The sequence below is a fragment of the Stenotrophomonas sp. STEN083 genome, assembly GCF_056759195.1.
The window spans coordinates 62,179-80,771 of the sequence record NZ_JBRRCU010000011.1 but is presented as its reverse complement, the minus strand read 5'-3'; the positions used below and the strand labels follow the sequence as shown (position 1 = coordinate 80,771).

At 63.2% G+C, this 18,593-nt stretch carries 21 protein-coding genes; 10 read left to right on the top strand and 11 right to left on the bottom strand.

What is annotated here, in order from left to right; all coding sequences use genetic code 11:
* The coding region (locus ACVOK8_RS05780) for a hypothetical protein (protein ID WP_481565998.1) at nt 1-245 on the top strand (245 nt) is incomplete at its 5' end.
* Here the strand turns inward: ACVOK8_RS05780 and ACVOK8_RS05775 are convergent.
* The 6 genes from ACVOK8_RS05775 to ACVOK8_RS05750 form a co-directional block, all read right to left on the bottom strand.
* Nucleotides 242-1,411, bottom strand: coding sequence for an acyl-CoA dehydrogenase family protein (locus ACVOK8_RS05775; RefSeq protein WP_481565997.1), 1,170 nt, complete (start codon nt 1,409-1,411; stop codon nt 242-244). The two genes, ACVOK8_RS05780 and ACVOK8_RS05775, sit on opposite strands and share 4 nt — an antisense overlap.
* Before the next feature lie 9 nt (nt 1,412-1,420).
* Nucleotides 1,421-1,939, bottom strand: coding sequence for a MaoC family dehydratase (locus tag ACVOK8_RS05770; RefSeq protein ID WP_057634054.1), 519 nt, complete (start codon nt 1,937-1,939; stop codon nt 1,421-1,423).
* An 89-nt stretch (nt 1,940-2,028) separates the two neighbouring features.
* Nucleotides 2,029-2,883, bottom strand: coding sequence for an HpcH/HpaI aldolase/citrate lyase family protein (locus ACVOK8_RS05765; protein ID WP_481565996.1), 855 nt, complete (start codon nt 2,881-2,883; stop codon nt 2,029-2,031).
* Nucleotides 2,880-3,746 carry a polysaccharide deacetylase family protein gene (locus ACVOK8_RS05760; RefSeq protein WP_481565995.1) on the bottom strand — a complete coding sequence of 289 codons (867 nt, stop codon included), beginning with the start codon at nt 3,744-3,746 and terminating at the stop codon, nt 2,880-2,882. The genes ACVOK8_RS05765 and ACVOK8_RS05760 overlap by 4 nt, the downstream gene beginning before the upstream one ends.
* A gap of 295 nt (nt 3,747-4,041) precedes the next feature.
* Entirely contained in the window at nt 4,042-4,884 is an 843-nt protein-coding gene (locus ACVOK8_RS05755) for an SDR family NAD(P)-dependent oxidoreductase (RefSeq protein WP_481565994.1), read from the bottom strand.
* A 20-nt stretch (nt 4,885-4,904) separates the two neighbouring features.
* Nucleotides 4,905-5,213 carry a hypothetical protein gene (locus ACVOK8_RS05750; protein ID WP_481565993.1) on the bottom strand — a complete coding sequence of 103 codons (309 nt, stop codon included), beginning with the start codon at nt 5,211-5,213 and terminating at the stop codon, nt 4,905-4,907.
* A gap of 141 nt (nt 5,214-5,354) precedes the next feature.
* Between ACVOK8_RS05750 and ACVOK8_RS05745 the strand changes: the two genes are divergently transcribed.
* From ACVOK8_RS05745 to ACVOK8_RS05715, 7 genes are all read left to right on the top strand, one after another.
* A complete protein-coding gene (locus ACVOK8_RS05745; protein WP_481565992.1) occupies nt 5,355-6,587 on the top strand; it encodes an MFS transporter in 1,233 nt (410 codons plus the stop codon).
* 27 nt (nt 6,588-6,614) lie between these two features.
* The gene (locus ACVOK8_RS05740) at nt 6,615-7,289 is read left to right on the top strand and encodes an isochorismatase family protein (RefSeq protein ID WP_481565991.1); all 675 of its coding nucleotides are present in this window, start codon (nt 6,615-6,617) and stop codon (nt 7,287-7,289) included.
* Nucleotides 7,286-8,221 carry a polysaccharide deacetylase family protein gene (locus ACVOK8_RS05735; protein WP_481565990.1) on the top strand — a complete coding sequence of 312 codons (936 nt, stop codon included), beginning with the start codon at nt 7,286-7,288 and terminating at the stop codon, nt 8,219-8,221. Before ACVOK8_RS05740 ends, ACVOK8_RS05735 begins: the two co-directional genes overlap by 4 nt.
* Nucleotides 8,218-9,138: a polysaccharide deacetylase family protein gene (locus tag ACVOK8_RS05730; protein WP_481565989.1), complete on the top strand. Its 921-nt coding sequence runs from the start codon at nt 8,218-8,220 to the stop codon at nt 9,136-9,138. The genes ACVOK8_RS05735 and ACVOK8_RS05730 overlap by 4 nt, the downstream gene beginning before the upstream one ends.
* Nucleotides 9,139-9,201: 63 nt before the next feature.
* Nucleotides 9,202-10,881, top strand: coding sequence for an electron transfer flavoprotein-ubiquinone oxidoreductase (locus tag ACVOK8_RS05725; RefSeq protein WP_481565988.1), 1,680 nt, complete (start codon nt 9,202-9,204; stop codon nt 10,879-10,881).
* 28 nt (nt 10,882-10,909) lie between these two features.
* On the top strand, nt 10,910-11,794 hold the full coding sequence (prpB, locus tag ACVOK8_RS05720) for a methylisocitrate lyase (RefSeq protein WP_481565987.1): 885 nt from the start codon (nt 10,910-10,912) through the stop codon (nt 11,792-11,794).
* A gap of 578 nt (nt 11,795-12,372) precedes the next feature.
* Entirely contained in the window at nt 12,373-12,768 is a 396-nt protein-coding gene (locus tag ACVOK8_RS05715; RefSeq protein WP_481565986.1) for a c-type cytochrome, read from the top strand.
* An 8-nt stretch (nt 12,769-12,776) separates the two neighbouring features.
* Here ACVOK8_RS05715 and ACVOK8_RS05710 read toward each other — a convergent pair whose 3' ends face one another.
* The gene (locus ACVOK8_RS05710) at nt 12,777-13,553 is read right to left on the bottom strand and encodes a glucose 1-dehydrogenase (RefSeq protein ID WP_481565985.1); all 777 of its coding nucleotides are present in this window, start codon (nt 13,551-13,553) and stop codon (nt 12,777-12,779) included.
* Between the two features lie 325 nt (nt 13,554-13,878).
* Here ACVOK8_RS05710 and ACVOK8_RS05705 point away from each other — a divergent pair, with 325 nt between their 5' ends.
* Entirely contained in the window at nt 13,879-14,136 is a 258-nt protein-coding gene (locus ACVOK8_RS05705; RefSeq protein WP_481565984.1) for a hypothetical protein, read from the top strand.
* A 9-nt stretch (nt 14,137-14,145) separates the two neighbouring features.
* On the opposite strand, the gene ACVOK8_RS05700 is transcribed toward ACVOK8_RS05705, so the two are convergent.
* The 4 genes from ACVOK8_RS05700 to ACVOK8_RS05685 are packed head-to-tail and all read right to left on the bottom strand — an operon-like array spanning nt 14,146 to nt 17,722.
* Complete coding sequence (locus ACVOK8_RS05700) at nt 14,146-15,564, bottom strand: aldehyde dehydrogenase family protein (protein WP_481565983.1); 1,419 nt, start codon at nt 15,562-15,564, stop codon at nt 14,146-14,148.
* Nucleotides 15,557-16,600 (bottom strand): nitrilase-related carbon-nitrogen hydrolase, encoded by a 1,044-nt coding sequence (locus tag ACVOK8_RS05695; RefSeq protein WP_481565982.1) that lies wholly within the window; start codon nt 16,598-16,600, stop codon nt 15,557-15,559. The genes ACVOK8_RS05700 and ACVOK8_RS05695 overlap by 8 nt, the downstream gene beginning before the upstream one ends.
* Complete coding sequence (locus ACVOK8_RS05690) at nt 16,597-16,929, bottom strand: DUF1330 domain-containing protein (protein ID WP_481565981.1); 333 nt, start codon at nt 16,927-16,929, stop codon at nt 16,597-16,599. Before ACVOK8_RS05690 ends, ACVOK8_RS05695 begins: the two co-directional genes overlap by 4 nt.
* Before the next feature lie 13 nt (nt 16,930-16,942).
* Nucleotides 16,943-17,722 (bottom strand): enoyl-CoA hydratase/isomerase family protein, encoded by a 780-nt coding sequence (locus tag ACVOK8_RS05685; RefSeq protein WP_481565980.1) that lies wholly within the window; start codon nt 17,720-17,722, stop codon nt 16,943-16,945.
* Between the two features lie 56 nt (nt 17,723-17,778).
* Between ACVOK8_RS05685 and ACVOK8_RS05680 the strand changes: the two genes are divergently transcribed.
* Nucleotides 17,779-18,567 (top strand): GntR family transcriptional regulator, encoded by a 789-nt coding sequence (locus ACVOK8_RS05680; RefSeq protein WP_481511811.1) that lies wholly within the window; start codon nt 17,779-17,781, stop codon nt 18,565-18,567.
* The last annotated feature ends 26 nt before the right edge of the window (nt 18,568-18,593 follow it).

The following is an 18,593-nucleotide window of genomic DNA, read 5'->3' as shown; positions in this document are numbered from 1 at the left end:
GTTTGGGTTTGGCGTTTGCTTTCGGTTTTGCTGTTGCTTTGGCTTTGGCGTTGGCTGTTGCTTTGGCTGTTGCTTTGGCTTTGGCTTTGGCTTTGGCTGTTGCTTTGTCCCTTCTCCCGCATGCGGGAGAAGGTGCCCGAAGGGCGGATGAGGGGAGCTCTCCAGCTTTTGCTTGTAGAGCTTCCCCTCACCCCAACCCCTCTCCCGCGAACGGGAGAGGGGCTTTTGTCTGCTTGGATTTCTAGATCTTGTTCCTTGCCACCAATTGTTTGGCAATGATGATGCGCTGCATTTCATTGGTGCCTTCACCAATGCACATCAGCATGGCGTCGCGATGGAAGCGCTCGATGTCGTATTCCACCGAGTAGCTGTAGCCGCCAAAGATGCGCATGCCTTCCTGCGCGCAATAGGCGCCGGTTTCGGTGGCGAAGTACTTGGCCATGCCTGCTTCCATGTCGCAGCGCTCACCTTTGTCGTAAGCATTGGCCGCACTCTCGATCAGCAGCTTCGACGCTTCAACCTTGGCCGCCATCTCGCCCAGCTTGAGCTGGATGGCCTGGTGCTCGGCGATCGGTTTGCCGAAGGTCATGCGCTCCTGTGCATAACGCACCGACAAGCGCAGTGCACCCTCGGCAATGCCACAACCGCGCGCAGCAACATTGATACGACCCAACTCCAGGCCACCAACCGCATGCTGGAAGCCCTGGCCTTCAACGCCGCCGAGCAGGCAGTCCGCCGGCACCTTGTAGTCCTGGAATACCAGCTCGCAGGTATCGATGGCGCGGTAGCCGGACTTCTTCATCTTCTTGGCGACGATGAAGCCCTCGCCCTTCTCGGCGATGAACATGGTCATGCCCTTGTGGCGCGGCTGCGCCTCCGGGTCGGTCTTGACCAGCAGCAGCACCATGTCGCCATACATGGAATTGGTGATCCAGGTCTTGGCGCCGTTGATGACGTAATGATCGCTATCGCGCTTGGCTACCGTGCGGATTGCCTGCAGATCGGTGCCGGCGCTGGGCTCGGTCAGACCCAGCGCGCCGCGCAGCTCGCCGGTCGCCATGCGCGGCAGGTACTTCTGTTTCTGCGCTTCGGTGCCGCAACGCTCGATGGCTGCGGCCATGATCAGGTGCGAGTTGAAGATGCCGGTCGGTGCCATCCATACCGACGACACCTTGATCACGATCTTGGCGTAGATGCGCGCAGGCAGCCCAAGCCCGCCGTACTCCGGCGAGATGGTGGCACCGAACAGACCAAGGTCCTTCATCTCCTCTACCAGGTGATGCGGGTACTTGTCTTCGAGGTCGTACTCCTGCGCGATAGGCGCGACCGACTTCTCCACCCAATGGTCAATCGAGTCGAGAAGTGCCAGCTCTTCGTCAGGGCCCCACAGTTGTTCCGGTTCGGTGCTCATCATTGCGCCTCAGTAGTTGACCTTGTCTTCCACCGAATGGCCGCGCTTGGCGATCAGCATGGTGCGGTTGAAGGTGCAGACCAGCTTGCCGTCCTGGTTGAAGCCGTCGGTACGGCAGGTGACGATGCCGGCACCCGGGCGCGACTTGGATTCGCGCTTTTCCAGCACTTCCGATTCGGCAACCAGGGTGTCGCCGACGAACAGCGGATGGGTCATCTTGATCTCGCTCCAACCCAGATTGGCCACCGCCTTCTGGCTGACATCGGTGACGCTCATGCCGACCATCAAGGCCACGGTGAACGGTGAGCAGACGATGACCTTGCCGAACTCCGACGCCTTGGCATATTCCTTGTCGAAGTGCATCGGATGGGTGTTCATCGTCAGCAGGGTGAACCAGGTGTTGTCGGTCTCGGTGATGGAGCGGCCCGGGCGGTGCTCGTAGATGTCGCCGACATTGAACTCTTCGTAGTAGCGGCCGAAGGTTTCGCGGAAGCGGTTTTCGGAAATCTGCTTGACGTTCTGAACCATGACAATGTCCTTTTGGTGCGGGTTGGGCTGGCGCTGGGCGCAGCTCGGTCAAAGAGGGGTGTGATCAGGCGTTCAATGGAGCGTTGAGGTCAGCCGGCGCGGACGCCGAGTGCACCCAGTGCGATTGCGCGTTCGGCAGCAATTTCGATCGGGCGATCCACCAGCTTGCCTTCGAGCTGGATGGCTTCGCCGCCGCTGGCGGCCAGTGCCGCAACCACGCGCTGGGCACGGTCGTACTCGGCGGCGGTTGGCAAATAGCGGTTTTGGATGGGCTCGACCTGGGCCGGATGGATCGCGGCCTTGGCAGTAAAACCAAGGTCGATCACGCGGTCGGTTTCATCCACCAGGCCGGCTTCGTCCTTGATGTCGAGGAAGGGCACATCGAGGCAGCCGACGCCTGCTTCGGCGGCAATCGTTGCCAGCTGCACGCGCGGGTGGAAGAAACTTTCCCAACCAGCGCGGCCACGCAGCGCGACGATGTAATCGAAGCCGCCAAACATCAGCGCCTGCAGGCGTGGAATGGCAATGGCCAGCGCGCGTGCATCTAGCAAACCCTTCGGCGTTTCGATCTGCGCAATGAACACGGTATCGATGCTCGCGAGTGCGGCATCGGCCTGTTGCAGTTCGGCCACGGTTTCGACTTTTGGCAGCATCACGAAGGCCGGAGTCAAGCCGGATGTCGCCAATGCGTTCAGATCCGCTTGACCCAGCTCGGTGGACAAGGGATTGATGCGCAGACCTATCTCACCATGGCTTTCTGGCTTGTCCGCAAGAAACGCGAACAGCGAAGCACGCGCACTTTCCTTGTCGCCCGGCGCGACCGCGTCTTCCAGATCAATGCAGACCTGGTCGGCGCCGGTGGCGACCGCCTTGGCATAGCGCTCCGGGCGCGAGCCCGGCACGAACAGCAGGCAGCGGCGCGGGTTGTTCAGTGCGGCGCTCATGGTGCAGCCACCTGTGAAGCAAAGTGTTCGGCGATCTGACGACGTGTTGCGTACCAGGTGCCTGGCTTCTGCGCGACGTATTGCAGGAACTTCTCGAACGCGCCGATGCGACCCGGGCGGCCGATGATGCGCAGGTGGAGGCCCAGCGACATCACCTTGGGGCTGTGCTCACCTTCGGCGTACAGCGTGTCGAAGCTGTCGACAGCGTAGTCCAGCCAATCCTTGGGCAGGTAGGACGGGGCCACCCACATCTTCATGTCATTGGTATCGAGTTGGTACGGCACCACGATCATCGGCTTGTCGCTGCCGTCGACATCGCCCCAGAACGGCGCATCGGCCGAGTAGTCATCCATGTGGTAGAGGAAGCCTTCTTCCTGCAGCAGGCGACGGGTTGATGCGGTGTGCAGGTAGCGCGACAGCCAGCCAACCGGACGTACGCCGGTGGTCTGTTCGATGCTGTCGGCGGCGTCGCGGATGAACTGACGTTCCTGTTCCTCGTTGAAGCGGAACTGGTGGATCCAGCGGTGGCCGTGCGAACACACTTCGTGGCGGCTGCCACGCAGGTAGTCGGCGATTTCCGGTGCGCGCTCCAGCGACACGGCAGCAGCAGTATAGGTGCTGGTGACGTTGAACCTGTCCAGCAGCGCGGATACGCGCGCATGGCCTTCGTTGATGCCGTAGCGGTAGTTGGATTCGTTGCCGTAGTTGCGCACCGGCTTGGACAAGGTCACGTGCAGCTCGTCCACCGGTTCGGTGATCTTGTCTCCCTGGCCCACGTTGTACTCGGACAGCTCTTCAACATTGACGACCACGGACAAGGCCAGGCGTGCGTTGTTGGGCCACTGGTAGACGGGTTTGGACATGGTGGTCTCGGTGCGGTTGTTGGTTGCGTGGTGGGGTTGCTTTGCTGCTTCTGCTTTGCTGCTTCTGCTTTGCCGCTTCTGCTTTGCCGCTTCTGCTTTGCTGCTTCTGCTTTGCTGCTTCTGCTCTTGTGCCGTCATTCCCGCGGAGGCGGGAATCGCTCTTCGTTCTTCGCCTTTGCGCTTTCGCCTTTGCCGTGGAAGTCAAAGGCCAGAGCGATTCCCGCCTTCGCGGGAATGACGATCTGAGAGTTGGTCGGGAATGACGATTTTCACGGTGGCCGGGAAAGCCCCTACCTCAATGGTTCTCCTCACCACCCGAAACATTGATCGCCTCGCCAGTGATGTACACCGCATCGTCCGAGCACAAAAACGCCGTTGCAGCGGCCGTATCCGAAGGCAGACCCGCGCGCCCAGCCGGAATGCGCGCACGCATATCCGCCAGGTACTGTTCCACGCTCTTGCCCTGCTTCTCAGAGAAATATTCGTTCTGCCATGCGCCAAGGCCCGTAGTCACATGGTTAGGGCACACTGCATTGACGTTGATCCCATGCGCACCCAACTCGAGCGCCGCGACGCGGGTCAGGCCAACCAGGCCATGCTTGGACGAGCAGTAGGCCGCCGCATGCGGAAACGCCGACTTGGCCGCCTGCGAGGCGATGTTGACGATGCGGCCGCCGCCCTGCGCGATCATCTGCCGGCCGGCGTGCTTGATGGTCAGGAAGGCGCCGCGCAGGTTCACACCCAGCACCGCGTCCCATTCCTTGGCATCGATGTCGACCAGCGACTTCATCAGGTAACCAATGCCGGCGTTGTTGACCAGGATGTCGAGGCTGCCAAAGCGTTCCACCGTGGCCTTGACCACCGCTTCCACCTGCGCCTCTTCCAGCACGTCCAGGGCCATTGCCACGCACTCACCGCCGGTGCTGGCGGCCAGCTCGGCGGCAACCTGCGCCAACTCCTCATCGGTACCCACCGCAGTGACCGGCATTTCGGCGCCACGCACCTGGCCGATGTCGGTCAGCACCACCTTGCAGCCTTCCTGCAGCAGACGGCGGGCAATGCCCTCGCCCAGGCCGGCGCGGCGACCAGCGCCGGTGATGAGTGCGACCTTGCCCTGCAATTCGGGGAAACGAGCCATGACCAAAGTTCCTTGTGCGCTTACAGCGCGCTGGTGAGGATGAACAACGGATTGTCAGCGTATTGCTGGAACTGCGCTGCACCGGCTTGAACGGCCGGATCGGCCAGGTCGGCGCCAAACGCAGCCATGTCCGGTATCCGCATCAGCTCGATGTACGCGTACGGGGAGCTGCCTTCACCAATCAACAGACCGCTGGCCTTGAGTACCTCGAACTTCTCCACCGACGGCAGCGCATTGACCACCGGCAGGTCGCTGGCACGCGCCCAGGCCTCGTATTCCTCACGGCTGACGCCGGCTTTGAGGTTGAACAGGACGATCACGGTTTGCATGGCTTCCTCCCAGGTAAAAGACTGTGGCACACTTTGTCCGGACAAAGTGTAGGCATGCCATTCGTCCCCGGTCAACGCCGGAGGCGGAAATCCCCCACCGGCGTATCTACCTGCCGTAACCCAAACGATTGAGGTGCTTTGATGAAGCGTTATTACCCGTGGTTGATGGCGGTAGTGGGAATGTTGGTGTTGCTGGTCTCCAACGGTCTGACCGTGACCGGCCTGACCGCCTTTGACGAATCCCTGCTCAAGGACTTCGGCTGGAGCCGCAGCGAGCTCAAGCTGCGCGACCTGATCACCCTGGTGCTGGCCGGCTGGATGGCACCGTTCCTGGGTGCGCTGATCGACAAGGTCGGCCCGCGCAAGCTGGTGCTGGCCGGCATCGCCTTGTTGGCGGCGCTGTATGCCGCCTATGCACACATCCATACGCTGGCCCATCTGTACTGGATCCACGTCGGCTTTGCCGCGGTGCTGGTCGCCGCCGGCTTGAACGTCGCGGTGATCTTCGTCTCGCAGTGGTTTGCCACCCATCGCGGCACCGCGATTGGTATCGCCCTGGTCGGCACCAGCCTCGGGGGCATGCTGTTCCCCAAGCTCGGCGTGCACTTGATGCAGAGCATGGACTGGCGTGCCGCGCTGCTGTGGGAAGCCGCGATTCCGCTGGCCTTCCTGATCATCGCCTTCCTGTTCGTGCGCAGCCCGCGCCCGGGCGGCATCCAGCCGTGGGGCGCGGACACGCTGGCCGCCAAGGCAGCCGTCGGCAAGCCGGCCGCGTCCTCGTTGCCTGACCTGAGTTACCAGCAGGCGATGCGCACCCGTACCTTCTGGGTGCTGGCATTCGTGGCTATGACTACGTTCTTCTCGATCATGGCGGTCGCGTCCAATCTGTTCCTGCACATGCGCGACCTCGGCTTTGAACCGGCCACCGCAGGTAATGGCCTTGGCCTGATGTTCGGCCTGGCAATGGTGGGCAAGTTCATCTTCGGCTTCCTCGCCGATGTATTGCCGGCCAAGCGCGTATTCCTGGTCAACCTGAGCATCATGGCCGCAGGCGCATTGATCCTGGCGACGATGCGCGCCGACCTGATCTGGTATTCGCTGGCCCTGTTCGGTCTGGGCTGGGGTGGCCTGTACACGATGATCCAGCTGCTGGCGGTCAACGCCTTCGGCTTGAGCTCGGCCGGCAAGATCCTCGGCACCATCACCCTGCTCGATGCGACCACCGCCGGTCTCGGCATCTGGGTGACAGCCAAGATCTTCGACATCACCAAGAGCTACCACATCGCTTTCAGCCTGATCTGCGTACTGATCGTGCTGGCCCTGCTGGCCGCAACGCTGGTGCGCGACGAACGTTCGCGCGCTTCGGCTGCCTGATCCCCACTGCTGCAACGGAGAGACCCCATGCCCGTGATGGAAACGTCCAACCTCACCGCCCGCCAGTACTGGGAGCAGGTCAAGGCCAACCCCAACCGCGCCAAGTTCGGCTTCGGCGCGCGCCCGGCCATCGTCAACATCGATGTGCAGCGCGCCTATACCGACATGGACGCGTTCAAGACTGCGTATGAGACCGACCCGCGGCAGATCGAGCACATCAATGCGCTGTCGGCGCAGGTACGTGCGCTCGGCCTGCCGGTGGTGTGGACCTATGTTGCCTATCTGGAATCGGGCGAGGACGCCGGCACCTGGGGCACCCGCACCAACACGCCGGACTCGCTGCAGAACATCAAGCACGGCTCCGAGCGCGCGCAATTCGACCCGCGCGCCGATGTGCAGCCGGGCGATATCGTCATGCACAAGCGTATGGCCAGCCCGTTCTTCGAAACCAACCTGTGGTCGCTGCTGACCTTCCACAAGATCGACACGCTGATCATCACCGGCGGTTCGACCTCGGGCTGCATCCGCGCCTGCGTGATCGACAGCCTGTCGCGTGGGTACCGCAGCATCGTTCCTGAAGAATGCGTGGCCGATAAACACGAGATTCCGCACTTCGCCAACCTCAGCGACATCATGCTCAAGTACGGCGACGTGGAATCGGTCGAGTACGTGGCCGCACAGCTGCAGGCCTTGAGCGCATGAACACCACACCGAAGTCCGATCCGGGCCTGTTCGATTACTGGCCCTATGACAGCCGGCCGAAGATCGAATGGCCGGGCGGGGCCCGCGTGGCGCTGTGGATCGCGCCCAACATCGAGTTCTACGAGTACGCGCCGCCGGCCAACCCGCAGCGCAAGCCGTGGCCGCGTCCGCTGCCGGACATCCAGGGCTATGGCACGCGCGACTACGGCAACCGCGTCGGCCACCAGCGGATGATGCGGGTGATGGACCAGTACGGCCTGCGCGGCTCGGTATCGCTGTCCACGGCCATGCTCAAGCACCATCCGGAAGTGATCCAGATGGCGGCCGAGCGCAACTGGGAATTCTTCAGCCACGGCATCTACAACACCCGCTACACCTACGGCATGGACGAGGCGCAGGAACGCGAGATGATCGCGCATTCGATGGCGCTGATCACCGAGCACACCGGCCAGCATTGCGATGGCTACCTGGCACCGGCGCTGTCGCATTCGGACGCCACCATCGACCTGTTTGCCGAGGCCGGTGGGCTGTATACCTGCGACCTGTTCCATGACGACCAGCCGACGCCGGTGAAGACCCGCTCGGGCAAGCGCTTCGTGTCGGTGCCGTACTCGCTGGAGCTCAACGACACCATCGTCTACGTCACCAACAAGATCGAGCCGCGCCGCTACGGGCAGATGATCAAGGACGCCTTCGACCGCCTGTATGCCGAAGGTGAAAACTCCGGCACGGTGATGTGCGTGCCGCTGCATGCCTACCAGGTCAGCCATCCGCATCGGTTGGCGGCGTTCCACGACGCAATGGACTACATCTGCAGCCACGACAAGGTGTGGAAGGCCACCGGCCGCGAGATCGCCCAGCACTATCTGGATAACCACTACGACGATGCGCTGGCCTCGATGGCGGCGATCAACGCGGAGGACGCGGCATGAGCCTGGATCGCAGCTTCCTCGAGTATCCGCAGCTGCGCCACGGCATGGACCACGCGCGCTACAGCTGGTCGATGCTGGCCGAGCGCCCGCCCGTGCGCTGGCCCGACGACAAGCCGCTGGCGCTGTGGATCAACCTGAGCCTGGAACACTTCCCGCTCAACCCCAAGGGCGAGGGCTTCAAGCCGCACGGCTCAATGGTCATGCCCTACCCGGACCTGCGCCATTACACCTTGCGCGACTACGGCAACCGGGTTGGGGTGTTCCGCGTACTGGATGCGCTGGAAAAGTATGGTCTGCGCGCCAGCACTGCGGTCAATGGCGAACTGGCCGAGCGCTACCCGGCCCTGCTGCGCAGGTTGAAGGCGCGCAGCGCCGAGCTGGTCGCGCACGGCTGGAACATGGACAGCGTGCACTACGGCGGGCTCGACCCGGCGCGCGAAGCTGAATACATCCAGCGCAGTTTGGCCGCGCTGGCCCCGTATTCGGACACCCCCATCCAGGGCTGGTTGTCACCGGCCCGCTCGCAGTCCGAAAACACGCCGGAACTGCTGCAACAGGCCGGTTTGCAGTGGTTTGGTGACTGGATCAACGACGAGCTGCCCTACCCCTTCCAGACCGCCAACGGCCCGCTCACCGCACTGCCGTTGTCACTGGAATTGGAAGATCGCTTCATCGTCGGCGAAAATCTGCATGCCGAGGCCGAGTATGCGGACCAGATGGTCGATGCCTGCGATTTCCTGCTGGAGGAAGCGCAGCGCAGCGGACAGGGTCGCCTGCTCGCGCTCAACATCCATCCGTGGGTGATGGGCCAGCCGCACCGCATCAAGCACCTGGAACGCGTGTTCGCCCATCTGGCAGACAACGCAGGGCTGATCTGGAACGCTGCGCCTTCGCAGATCATCGCCGCCTCACGTTGAGGCGGCGGTTCCAGGCAACCGTCGTCGCCCAAACCGCGCCGGCCTTTACCCAAGAGCCCTTGCATGAACACTGAAGCCAACACCGCCCTGCCGCCGCGCGAAGCGATGGAATTTGACGTCGTCATCGTCGGCGCCGGCCCTGCCGGTCTGGCCACCGCCATCCGCCTGCGCCAGCTGGCGGTCGAGAAGGGCCAGGAATTGTCGGTGTGCGTATTGGAGAAAGGCTCCGAGCCCGGCGCGCACATCCTGTCCGGTGCGGTCATGGACCCGCGCGCGCTCAACGAGCTGTTCCCGGACTGGAAGGAACGCGGTGCGCCGCTGCGGCAGGCCGTCACCCGCGACGAATTCCTGTTCTTGAATGAAACCGGTGCCAAGAGCACCCCGCACGCCCTGCTGCCGGAGTGCTTCCACAACGACGGCAGCTACATCATCAGCCTGGGCGAAGTCAGCCGCTGGCTGGCGCAGCAGGCCGAAGCGCTGGAAGTGTCGATCTTCCCGGGCTTTGCCGCCGCCGAAGTGCTGTACGACGAAAACGGCGCGGTGATGGGCGTGGCCACCGGCGACATGGGCATCCACAAGGACGGCACGCCGGGCCCTAACTACGAGCGCGGCATGGAACTGCATGCCAAGTACACGATCTTCGCCGAAGGCTCGCGCGGCCATCTGGGCCGCCAGCTGATCAGCAAGTTCAAGCTCGATGCTGGCAAGGACCCGCAGGCTTATGGCCTGGGCATCAAGGAACTGTGGCAGATCGATCCAGCCAAGCATGAGCCGGGCCTGGTGGTGCACGCCGCCGGCTGGCCGTTGGACAACGACACCTATGGCGGTGCGTTCCTGTACCACGCTGAAGGTGGCAAGGTTTCGATCGGCTATGTGGTCGGCCTGGACTACAAAAACCCGTGGCTGAGCCCGTTCGAGGAGTTCCAGCGCTTCAAGACCCACCCGGCGATCCGCAAGCACCTGGAAGGCGGCAAGCGCATCGCCTACGGCGCACGTGCGATCACCGCCGGCGGCATCCTGTCGCTGCCCAAGACCGTGTTCCCGGGCGGCGCGCTGGTCGGCTGCGAGGCCGGCTACCTCAACGTCAGCCGCATCAAGGGCAGCCACGCCGCGATCAAGACCGGCATGCTGGCCGCCGAGGCTGCGTTCGATGCGCTGGTCGCCGGTCGCTCGCGCGATGAGCTGACGGCGTATCCGGAGGCCTTCGAGAACAGCTGGTTGAAGACCGAGCTGCTGCAGGCCAAGAACTTCAAGCAGTGGTTCAAGAAGGGCCGCACCCTGGCCACGCTGATGACCGGCATCGAACAGTGGCTGCTGCCCAAGCTGGGCATCCGCAACGCGCCGTGGACCATCCACCGCACCAAGGCCGACCACGAGTGCCTGGAGCCTGCCGCCAGCCAGCCGAAGATCAACTATCCAAAGCCGGACAACGTGCTGACGTTTGATCGCCTGAGCTCGGTGTTCCTGTCCTCGACCAACCACGAGGAAGACCAGCCCAGCCACCTGACCTTGAAGGACGCCAGCGTACCGGTGAAGGTCAACCTGGCAACCTACGGCGGCCCGGAAGCGCGTTACTGCCCGGCTGGCGTCTACGAGTTCGTCGGCGAAGGCAGCGATACCCGCCTGCAGATCAACGCGCAGAACTGCGTGCACTGCAAGACCTGCGACATCAAGGACCCGACCCAGAACATCGTGTGGGTGACCCCGCAGGGTGGTGGCGGGCCAAACTATCCGGCGATGTAAGCATCGCCATCAACCCACAGGAGTTTTGATGAGCATTGTCAGTCCAGGCGCCCGCTTCCGCGAAGCGCTCCAGCAGGAAACCCCGTTGCAGATCCCCGGTGCGATCAACGCCAATCACGCGTTGCTGGCCAAGCGGGCGGGCTTCCGCGCGGTCTACCTGTCCGGTGGCGGCGTCGCCGCCGGCTCGCTGGGCCTGCCGGACCTGGGCATCAACACCATGGACGACGTGCTCACCGACATCCGCCGCATCACCGACGTCTGCGATCTGCCGCTGCTGTCGGACATCGACACTGGCTTCGGCCCGAGCGCGTTCAACATCGCGCGCACGGTGAAGTCACTGATCAAGGCCGGTGCGGCGGCCTGCCATATCGAAGACCAGGTCGGCGCCAAGCGCTGCGGCCATCGCCCCAACAAGGAAATCGTGTCGCTGGGCGAGATGGTGGACCGGGTCAAGGCCGCCGCCGATGCCAAGACCGATCCTGATTTCTTCCTGATCGCACGTACCGATGCGATCCAGATGGAGGGTGTGGACGCGGCGATCGAGCGTTCGCTGGCCTGCGTTGAAGCCGGTGCTGATGGCATCTTTGCCGAAGCCTCGTATGACCTTGAGACCTACAAGCGTTTTGTCGACGCGGTGAAGGTGCCGGTGCTGGCCAACCTGACCGAGTTCGGACAGACGCCGTTGTTCTCTACTGAAGAGCTTGGGTCGGTTGGTGTTGCGATGTGCATCTACCCGCTGTCTGCGTTCCGCGCGATGAACAAGGCGGCGGAGAACGTGTATACCGCGATCCGTCGAGATCGCCACCAGCGCAATGTGGTGGAGACCATGCAGACCCGTGAGGAGCTGTATGAGCGGATCGGGTATCACACGTTTGAGCAGAGTCTGGATAGGACGCTTGCCGCGAAGAAGTGAGGGTTGGGGTTGGGGGCGTAGAAGGCTTTGGGCGCTTTGAAAGTCCGAGTTTGAAAACTTGAAAGCTAAAAACCCTAAAGTTCTAAAAGCTGCCCTCACCCCTACCCCTCTCCCGCATGCGGGAGAGGGGCTACTTCGACGACATTTTGCTTGGGCCGGCATCGCTGACTTCGGCGCACTCCGCGAAGTCTGTCCAGTGCTCCAATTCCCGCTTCCAGCACACAGCTTGAACGCATGCTTCCCCCCCCTTTTTAACTGCAACCCTTCCTTGAGAAGTTTGCATTGGCGGCGGCCCAGCGAAGTCCGTAGAGATACCACCGCCTTTGCTGCTAGCTTCTGCTTCTAGATTTTTCTTTTGGCTCTTGGCTTTTGGCTTTTGGCTACTGACCAAGGAATGCATGAAGTCTCCCTTCTCCCGCGTGCGGGAGAAGGTGCCCGAAGGGCGGATGAGGGGGTCTTTGCTCCAAGCCTTTTCAAAACCTAAAAACCCACCCTACGCCCCCTTTGCTTTCCACTCCCAGCACCAGCCATCATTGCCAGCGCCGCACCACCACGGCCGCCATCGCAATGAGAACGCAATGCCCCGCCTGCCACTAATCGCGCTTACCTGCCTGGCACTCAGCTCCTGCGGCCAGCGCGATGCCTTCAACCACAGCGCCAATGCTGATCCGCATCAACGTGAACTCGAACGCGCCTTCGCCATCTGCGCTGGTTGCCACGACACCCGCGCCGAGCTCGGCCACCGCGTCGGCCCCAACCTGCATGGCGTGATCGGCCGCAAGGCCGGCACCGCTCCGGGCTACAACTACTCCGAAGCCATGAAGGCCAGCGGCATCACCTGGGATGCGCAGACCCTGGACGCCTTCATCAAATCGCCAACCAAGCAGGTACCAGGCAGCAAGATGGTAAACGCCACCTCCGACCCGGCGCGCCGCCAGGCCGTGATCGAGTTCCTGTCCACGCTACCCGAATAAACCGCGCATCAATCCAGCGTCTGCACGCCGCCGCCATTGACGAACAAGGTCTGGCCACTGACCCAGTTGGAGATCGGCGCAGCGAAGTACAGCACCGCGCCAGCAATATCATCGGCCTCACCCAGGCGCTTGATCGGCGTATGCGACAGCATTCGCTTCTCGATCTCCGGCGTCAGCACCGTCGCCAAGGCATCGGTGCGCACCGCCCCCGGCCCCACCGCATTGACCCGGATACCGGCCGGGCCATAGTCGTGCGCCAGGTTCGCGGTCATGTGATTGATCGCCGCTTTTGATGCAGCGTAAGCACTGATCGCCGGGCTCTTGTTGATCGAGCTCATCGACGACATGTTGATGATCGAACCGTAGCCGGCTTTCTGCATATGCGGCGCACACAGCTGCGACAGCCGCCACGCACTGAACACATTGATCTGGAACGGCCGCTCGAACTGCTGCAGGGTGATCTCGAATGGGCTCTCGCGGCCAGCACCACCGCCCCCGGCGTTGTTCACCAGGATATGGATACCACCAAGCTCACCCGCGGTGCGCTCGACCGTGCGCACCAGATCTTCGTCCTTGAGCACGTTGCACTCCAGTGCCAAGGCCTTGCCGCCGGCCGCCACGATATCTGCCGCCACCTTTTCAGCTGCAGCCAGCTTCAGGTCGGCGATGGCGACGGCGGCGCCATAGGCCGCCAACATCAGCGAGCTGGCGCGGCCGATGCCGTTGCCGCCACCGGTAACGATGGCCACTTTCCCAGAAAGGTCGAAATGCGCTTGCGGAATCATGGGACGTGCTCCTGTCCAGACGAATAGTCGATTCGCTGACCATACACCCAGCAGGTAGAAGCGAAGGTGATGCCCCTCCTCTCACATCACCTCGTTGGCCTGCCCGTGCACCAACAACAGAACGATCACTTGCCAATGTTCTGCATTCGCTGCTCAGCTGCAGTTATCCAAAGGCTCGGGTACGGGTCCGTGGCTGCTGTTCTACCCTTGCATTACCTTGTAATGGCAGGATGTGCATCTGTAACCGTAAACAGGAGCGTGTCGCCCCATGCGACTACCAAGGCGCCGCCAGTTCACACCCTTGTCAGCTGTGCTGCCATGCGCAATGCCGTCACTGGCCTCAGCCATGGCCCAGTGCCCGCAGGAATCCACCAAATCCGCTGCGTTCTGGCTGCTGGGCTGGTCGATCTTCGCGCTGTTCGTTGGTGCTGGAATTGTGTTGCTGCTGTTGATCTTCCGCGCGACACGCAATGCGCGGCCGCGACCACGCTGGCTGCTACGCATCGCCGGTGTTCCAGCGATGCTGGCGATGTGGATGCTGGGCTTCGGCATTTTCCTGGGCCAGTTCGTGCTGGCGTGCTGAGGCAGACCCTCAGGCGGGCGCATACCACCAAGGGGATGCGGTGCCGGTATTGATCAACAGCGCGCGTGCCCGCACGAAGCGGCGGATCGAGGCTGTGCCCATGCGTGAGCCGCCCATGCCGGAGAGCTTGAAGCTCTGCTTTTCGGCGGTCTGCACCATGCCGGTCAAGCAAGCGTCGTTGATCGAGATGCCACCGGCCTGCAGCTGACGCGCCACCCGCTGTGCGCGTTCAGGGCTTTGCGAAAATACCGCCGCCGACAAACCAAATTCGGTTGCGTTGGCACGCGCGATGGCTTCGGCTTCATCGGCCACCACCATCACCGGCAATACGCTGGCGAAACTCTCATCGGCGACCACGGCCATCTCGTCGGTGACATCGATCAGCACCGTCGGCGGGCACCAGACGCCGCCATGATCAATCAGCTCGCCGCCGGTCAGCGCACGCGCGCCCTTTGCCTTTGCATCGGCCAATTGGCTGCGCACCAGTTCAACCTGCGAGGCGGCAATCACCGGTCCGATCTGACCCTGCTTCGGGTCCGGCCAGGCCAGTTCCAATGTGGAGGCTTCCTTCACCAGTGCGGCGATGAAGGCATCGGCCACCGGCGCTTCCACATAGACGCGCTCGATCGACATGCAGCTCTGGCCGCCGTTGACGAAACTGCCCCAAGCCAAGGCGCGTGCGGCATGTTCGATGTTGGCGTCGGACAAGACCAGCGCCGGGTCCTTGCCACCGAGCTCCAACGAAGCCGGAATGAAGCGACGCGCGCAGGCTTCACCGACCTTGCGGCCGGTGGCGACCGAGCCGGTGAAACAGATCTGGTCGCTTGCTTCGATCACTGCCTGGCCAGTAGCACCGGCGCCGGTGACCAGTTTGAACACCTCGCCAAGACCGGCTTCATCCAACGCTTCACGCAGCAGCGGCACGAAGCGTGAAGTGACTTCGCTGGGCTTGGCCAGGATGCTGCAGCCAGCAGCCAGCGCAGGCACGGCATCGATCAGGGTCAGCATCAGCGGGAAGTTCCACGGACTGATAACACCCACCACCGCGAACGGCACCCAGGTCTGCTGGCTGTGGATGAAGGGAATGGCTTCCCGCTGGGCAGGCTTTTCAGCCAGACACCCTGCTGCCTGCTGCGCCCAGCGGCGGATCGCACCGACCGTGCCGTCCACCTCAATCTGCGATTCGTGCCAGCGACCGGTATCAGCCAGCAATGCGTCAAGAAGTCCGTCACGGCGTGCGACCAGCGCATCGGCCAAGGCATTCAGGCGCGTGCAGCGTTCTTCGATGCTGCACTCGGCCCAGTCCAGCTGCGCCTTGCGCAGCCCAGCACCCAAGGCAGCAACCTCGGCAACGGAGGTGATCGGCAGTTCGCCATCGGAGTGACCGGTACGCGGATTACGCAGCGGCAGTGTGGTCGCTTCAGTCATTGCCCAGTACTCCGGCGCTCAGCAGTGCATCAAGGGTGGCTTTCTGGCGCGCGGCGAAGTCGGCGCGCTGCGGGATCTTCAAGCTGTCGCCATCCAACAGCGCATTCGGCTTCAAGGCAGTACTGCCGAGGCCGGTGTTGATTGCTGCCTGCGGCAGCCGCGACAGGAAGTTGCCCATGCCCGGACGCAGGCGACGACGGCGCAGGCCGGCGATGTCCAGATCGGCGTAGGCGGCCATCGACTCGCCGGTACCGGCGGCGGACAGCACCCGGCCCTGGTCATCGACGATCTTGCTCATGCCATCGGCGCTGCCCAGCGGAATATCGACGCCACTGATGCCGGCGGTATTGGCCGAGACCACGTAGGCCATGTTTTCCAGCGCGCGGGCGCGTTTGGCAATGTCCTTCGGGGTCAGCTCCGGGCTGCCGACTTCACTGGTGGAATGCAGAAACACTTCGGCACCGCGCAGGCCCATCGCCCGCGCGATTTCCGGGTAAAGAATTTCTTCCGAGGCGATGCATGACAGGCGACCTAGCGGTGTGCGCGCGACCGGGAACACGCCGTCGATGCCGTACACGTCCAGATACTTGTCCCAGACATCATGCGGGCTGGGTGCGTACAGCGAGATCAGCCGTCGATAACGCAGGATCTGGTTGCCGCTGTCGTCGAGGATCACCGACGACTGGAAGTACAGCTCCGGGAAGTTGGGATCACGCTCGTAGGCGTTGGAACACAGATAGACGCCATTGTCCTGGGCGATGCGGCCCAGCTGTTCGTACTCGGCGCCATCCATGGAGAAGCAGCCCTTGGCCGCCCAGCCGGGAATGGTGTCGCCCAGCGGATAGCTGGTGGCGAAGTACTCCGGCAGCACCACCAGCTTCAAGTCGGCGCCGATGAAGGCCTTGGAAGCACGGATCTGCCGGCCTACCCGTTCGATGTTGTCAGCCACCGCTGCGGCGGCAGCGGCCGGCGTGGCGCAGGCATTGATGGCGCGGCAGGTAGTCTGCAGGGCCAGCGCGCGATAAGCGTCGATCATGGGGCATTCCCTTCGATTGCGGTGTCGTTGAGGTCTTGCGTCTGCACGCCATCGGCGAGCAGCACGCGGAAGCTGCCGGTGCCGGCCCGCAGCGGTTTGATCGCGGCGTAGTCGGCGCTGTGCCAGAACGCCAGCGCAGCAGCGCGGTCCGGCCAGCAGGAGATCACTGTCCGCGCCGGTGCGTGCTCGCCTTCCAGGCTGTGCTGGTCGCCGCCCATCACCAGATACTGGCCACCATGGCGTGCGACGACTGCTGGGGTTGTGTGGGCATAGGCAGCAAAGCCCTGCGGATCGGTGATGTGCGCTTCGATGATCAGATAGGCCGGCATGTGTATACCGGCCTCAGCCGAAACGCGGCGCGCGTTTGTCGAGGAAGGCAGCCGCGCCCTCGACGAAATCGCTGCTGCTGAAGGCATCGTTGAACGCCGCCTCGGCCTGCGCTGGCCCAATGCTGGCATCGCCGCCGAGGTGACCAAGCACAGTCTTGATGGCCCGTCGCGCCTGCCCGGAGGTGGCCAGCAACTGTTGGACCTGCGCCTGCTCGAGCGCCTCGATGCCGTCCTCACCCGCCAACTGGTTGACCAGCCCCCAGTCCAGCGCGGTGGCGGCGTCGAGCAGGCGCCCGGTCAACAGCATTTCGCGGGCGCGGGCCATGCCGACCGTGTTGACCAGCCGACGGCTGTCATCAGCGCTGTAAACTAAACCGAGCTTGGCTGGGGTGATAGCGAACCGGCTGCGGGCACTGGCCAGGCGCAGGTCGCAGGCCAAGGCCAGACCAAGGCCGCCGCCCACGCAGGCACCGTCGATGACGGCCAGCGTGGTCTGCGGCAGACGTTGTAGCTTGAGTTGGGTACGTTGGACCTGGGCGTTGTTGGCGGCAAAGGCCTCCGGAGCGGTGAGCAGCTGACCGAGTTCGTCGATATCGGCGCCGGCACTGAACGCCCCCGGCACACCCGACACCACCACGATCTGGGCGTCACTGGCGGCAATTTCATCCAGTGCGGTCTCGATCGCCGCCCAGTGGCGGGTGGCCAGGGCGTTGCGCTTGTCGGGTCGGTGGATGCCGATGCGGGCGAGCGCGCCGTCACGGCTCCAGCAAATCACGGTTTCTTCAGTGACCATGGCCTATCCTATTTGTTCTATCGTTATAGCATTAAGCCAAAGGAGGGTGAAGCGAGATGTCCCAAGACACACTGGCCACACTGTTAAGTGCCAACGCGCACAAGCTGTTGCGCAATGACTTGCCGACGCCGCTTTACCACCAGATGTTCAGCCTGCTGCGCGACCGCATCCTCAATGGCGAGATCCCGCGCGGCGCCCGCATTCCCACCGAGTTCGACCTGGCCGACGGCTTTGGCGTGTCGCGCATCACCGCCAAGCGGGCGCTGGACGAGCTGGCCGCCGAGGGCCTGGTAGAGCGCCGCCGCGGCAAGGGCACCCATGTCATCCACCGCTCCCGGCCCAAGCCGATGCACAGCCCGCTGACCGGCTTGCTGGAAAGCCTGGAAGTGCTGGCCGAACACACGAAGGTGCAGTTGCTGCAATTCCGCCGCGGGGTGCCGCCGGAGCCGATCCGCGCCCTGTTCGATACCGGCCCACGCGACGTGCTGGTGCAGGCCATCCGCCTGCGCCTGCGCGGCGATGTCCCGTTCGGCTACTACATCAGCTGGACCAACACCGATCACCCTGAATTCAACGAGGCACGGCTGGCCAACAGCTCGCGCTTGAAGCTGTTCCAGGCCGCCGGCATCCAGATCAAGCAGGTGGAACAGGTGCTGTCTGCAGTGAACGCCGACGCCATCGCCGCCCTGCACCTGAAGGTGGAACCCGGCACCGCGCTGTTGTCACTTGAACGCCGTTCCTACGATGGCGACGGCAATCTGGTCGACCTGCTCAACGTGCAGTACCGGCCGGATCAGTTCACCTATCAGATGACCCTGGACGTGGACGACGGCACCCCGCTATAAGCCGACAACACCACCAGCTCCCCGCT

Bases quoted from the DNA above. Each gene is read 5' to 3' on its own strand.
- ACVOK8_RS05705 (WP_481565984.1), top strand. From the start codon at position 13,879: ATGCCGTCACTGGCCTCAGCCATGGCCCAGTGCCCGCAGGAATCCACC.
- ACVOK8_RS05770 (WP_057634054.1), bottom strand. From the start codon at position 1,939: ATGGTTCAGAACGTCAAGCAGATTTCCGAAAACCGCTTCCGCGAAACC.
- ACVOK8_RS05760 (WP_481565995.1), bottom strand. From the start codon at position 3,746: ATGTCCAAACCCGTCTACCAGTGGCCCAACAACGCACGCCTGGCCTTG.
- ACVOK8_RS05735 (WP_481565990.1), top strand. From the start codon at position 7,286: ATGAACACCACACCGAAGTCCGATCCGGGCCTGTTCGATTACTGGCCC.
- ACVOK8_RS05750 (WP_481565993.1), bottom strand. From the start codon at position 5,213: ATGCAAACCGTGATCGTCCTGTTCAACCTCAAAGCCGGCGTCAGCCGT.
- ACVOK8_RS05730 (WP_481565989.1), top strand. From the start codon at position 8,218: ATGAGCCTGGATCGCAGCTTCCTCGAGTATCCGCAGCTGCGCCACGGC.
- ACVOK8_RS05725 (WP_481565988.1), top strand. From the start codon at position 9,202: ATGAACACTGAAGCCAACACCGCCCTGCCGCCGCGCGAAGCGATGGAA.
- ACVOK8_RS05745 (WP_481565992.1), top strand. From the start codon at position 5,355: ATGAAGCGTTATTACCCGTGGTTGATGGCGGTAGTGGGAATGTTGGTG.
- ACVOK8_RS05700 (WP_481565983.1), bottom strand. From the start codon at position 15,564: ATGACTGAAGCGACCACACTGCCGCTGCGTAATCCGCGTACCGGTCAC.
- ACVOK8_RS05680 (WP_481511811.1), top strand. From the start codon at position 17,779: ATGTCCCAAGACACACTGGCCACACTGTTAAGTGCCAACGCGCACAAG.
- ACVOK8_RS05685 (WP_481565980.1), bottom strand. From the start codon at position 17,722: ATGGTCACTGAAGAAACCGTGATTTGCTGGAGCCGTGACGGCGCGCTC.
- ACVOK8_RS05710 (WP_481565985.1), bottom strand. From the start codon at position 13,553: ATGATTCCGCAAGCGCATTTCGACCTTTCTGGGAAAGTGGCCATCGTT.
- ACVOK8_RS05690 (WP_481565981.1), bottom strand. From the start codon at position 16,929: ATGCCGGCCTATCTGATCATCGAAGCGCACATCACCGATCCGCAGGGC.
- ACVOK8_RS05715 (WP_481565986.1), top strand. From the start codon at position 12,373: ATGCCCCGCCTGCCACTAATCGCGCTTACCTGCCTGGCACTCAGCTCC.
- ACVOK8_RS05775 (WP_481565997.1), bottom strand. From the start codon at position 1,411: ATGAGCACCGAACCGGAACAACTGTGGGGCCCTGACGAAGAGCTGGCA.
- ACVOK8_RS05740 (WP_481565991.1), top strand. From the start codon at position 6,615: ATGCCCGTGATGGAAACGTCCAACCTCACCGCCCGCCAGTACTGGGAG.
- ACVOK8_RS05695 (WP_481565982.1), bottom strand. From the start codon at position 16,600: ATGATCGACGCTTATCGCGCGCTGGCCCTGCAGACTACCTGCCGCGCC.
- ACVOK8_RS05765 (WP_481565996.1), bottom strand. From the start codon at position 2,883: ATGAGCGCCGCACTGAACAACCCGCGCCGCTGCCTGCTGTTCGTGCCG.
- prpB (WP_481565987.1), top strand. From the start codon at position 10,910: ATGAGCATTGTCAGTCCAGGCGCCCGCTTCCGCGAAGCGCTCCAGCAG.
- ACVOK8_RS05755 (WP_481565994.1), bottom strand. From the start codon at position 4,884: ATGGCTCGTTTCCCCGAATTGCAGGGCAAGGTCGCACTCATCACCGGC.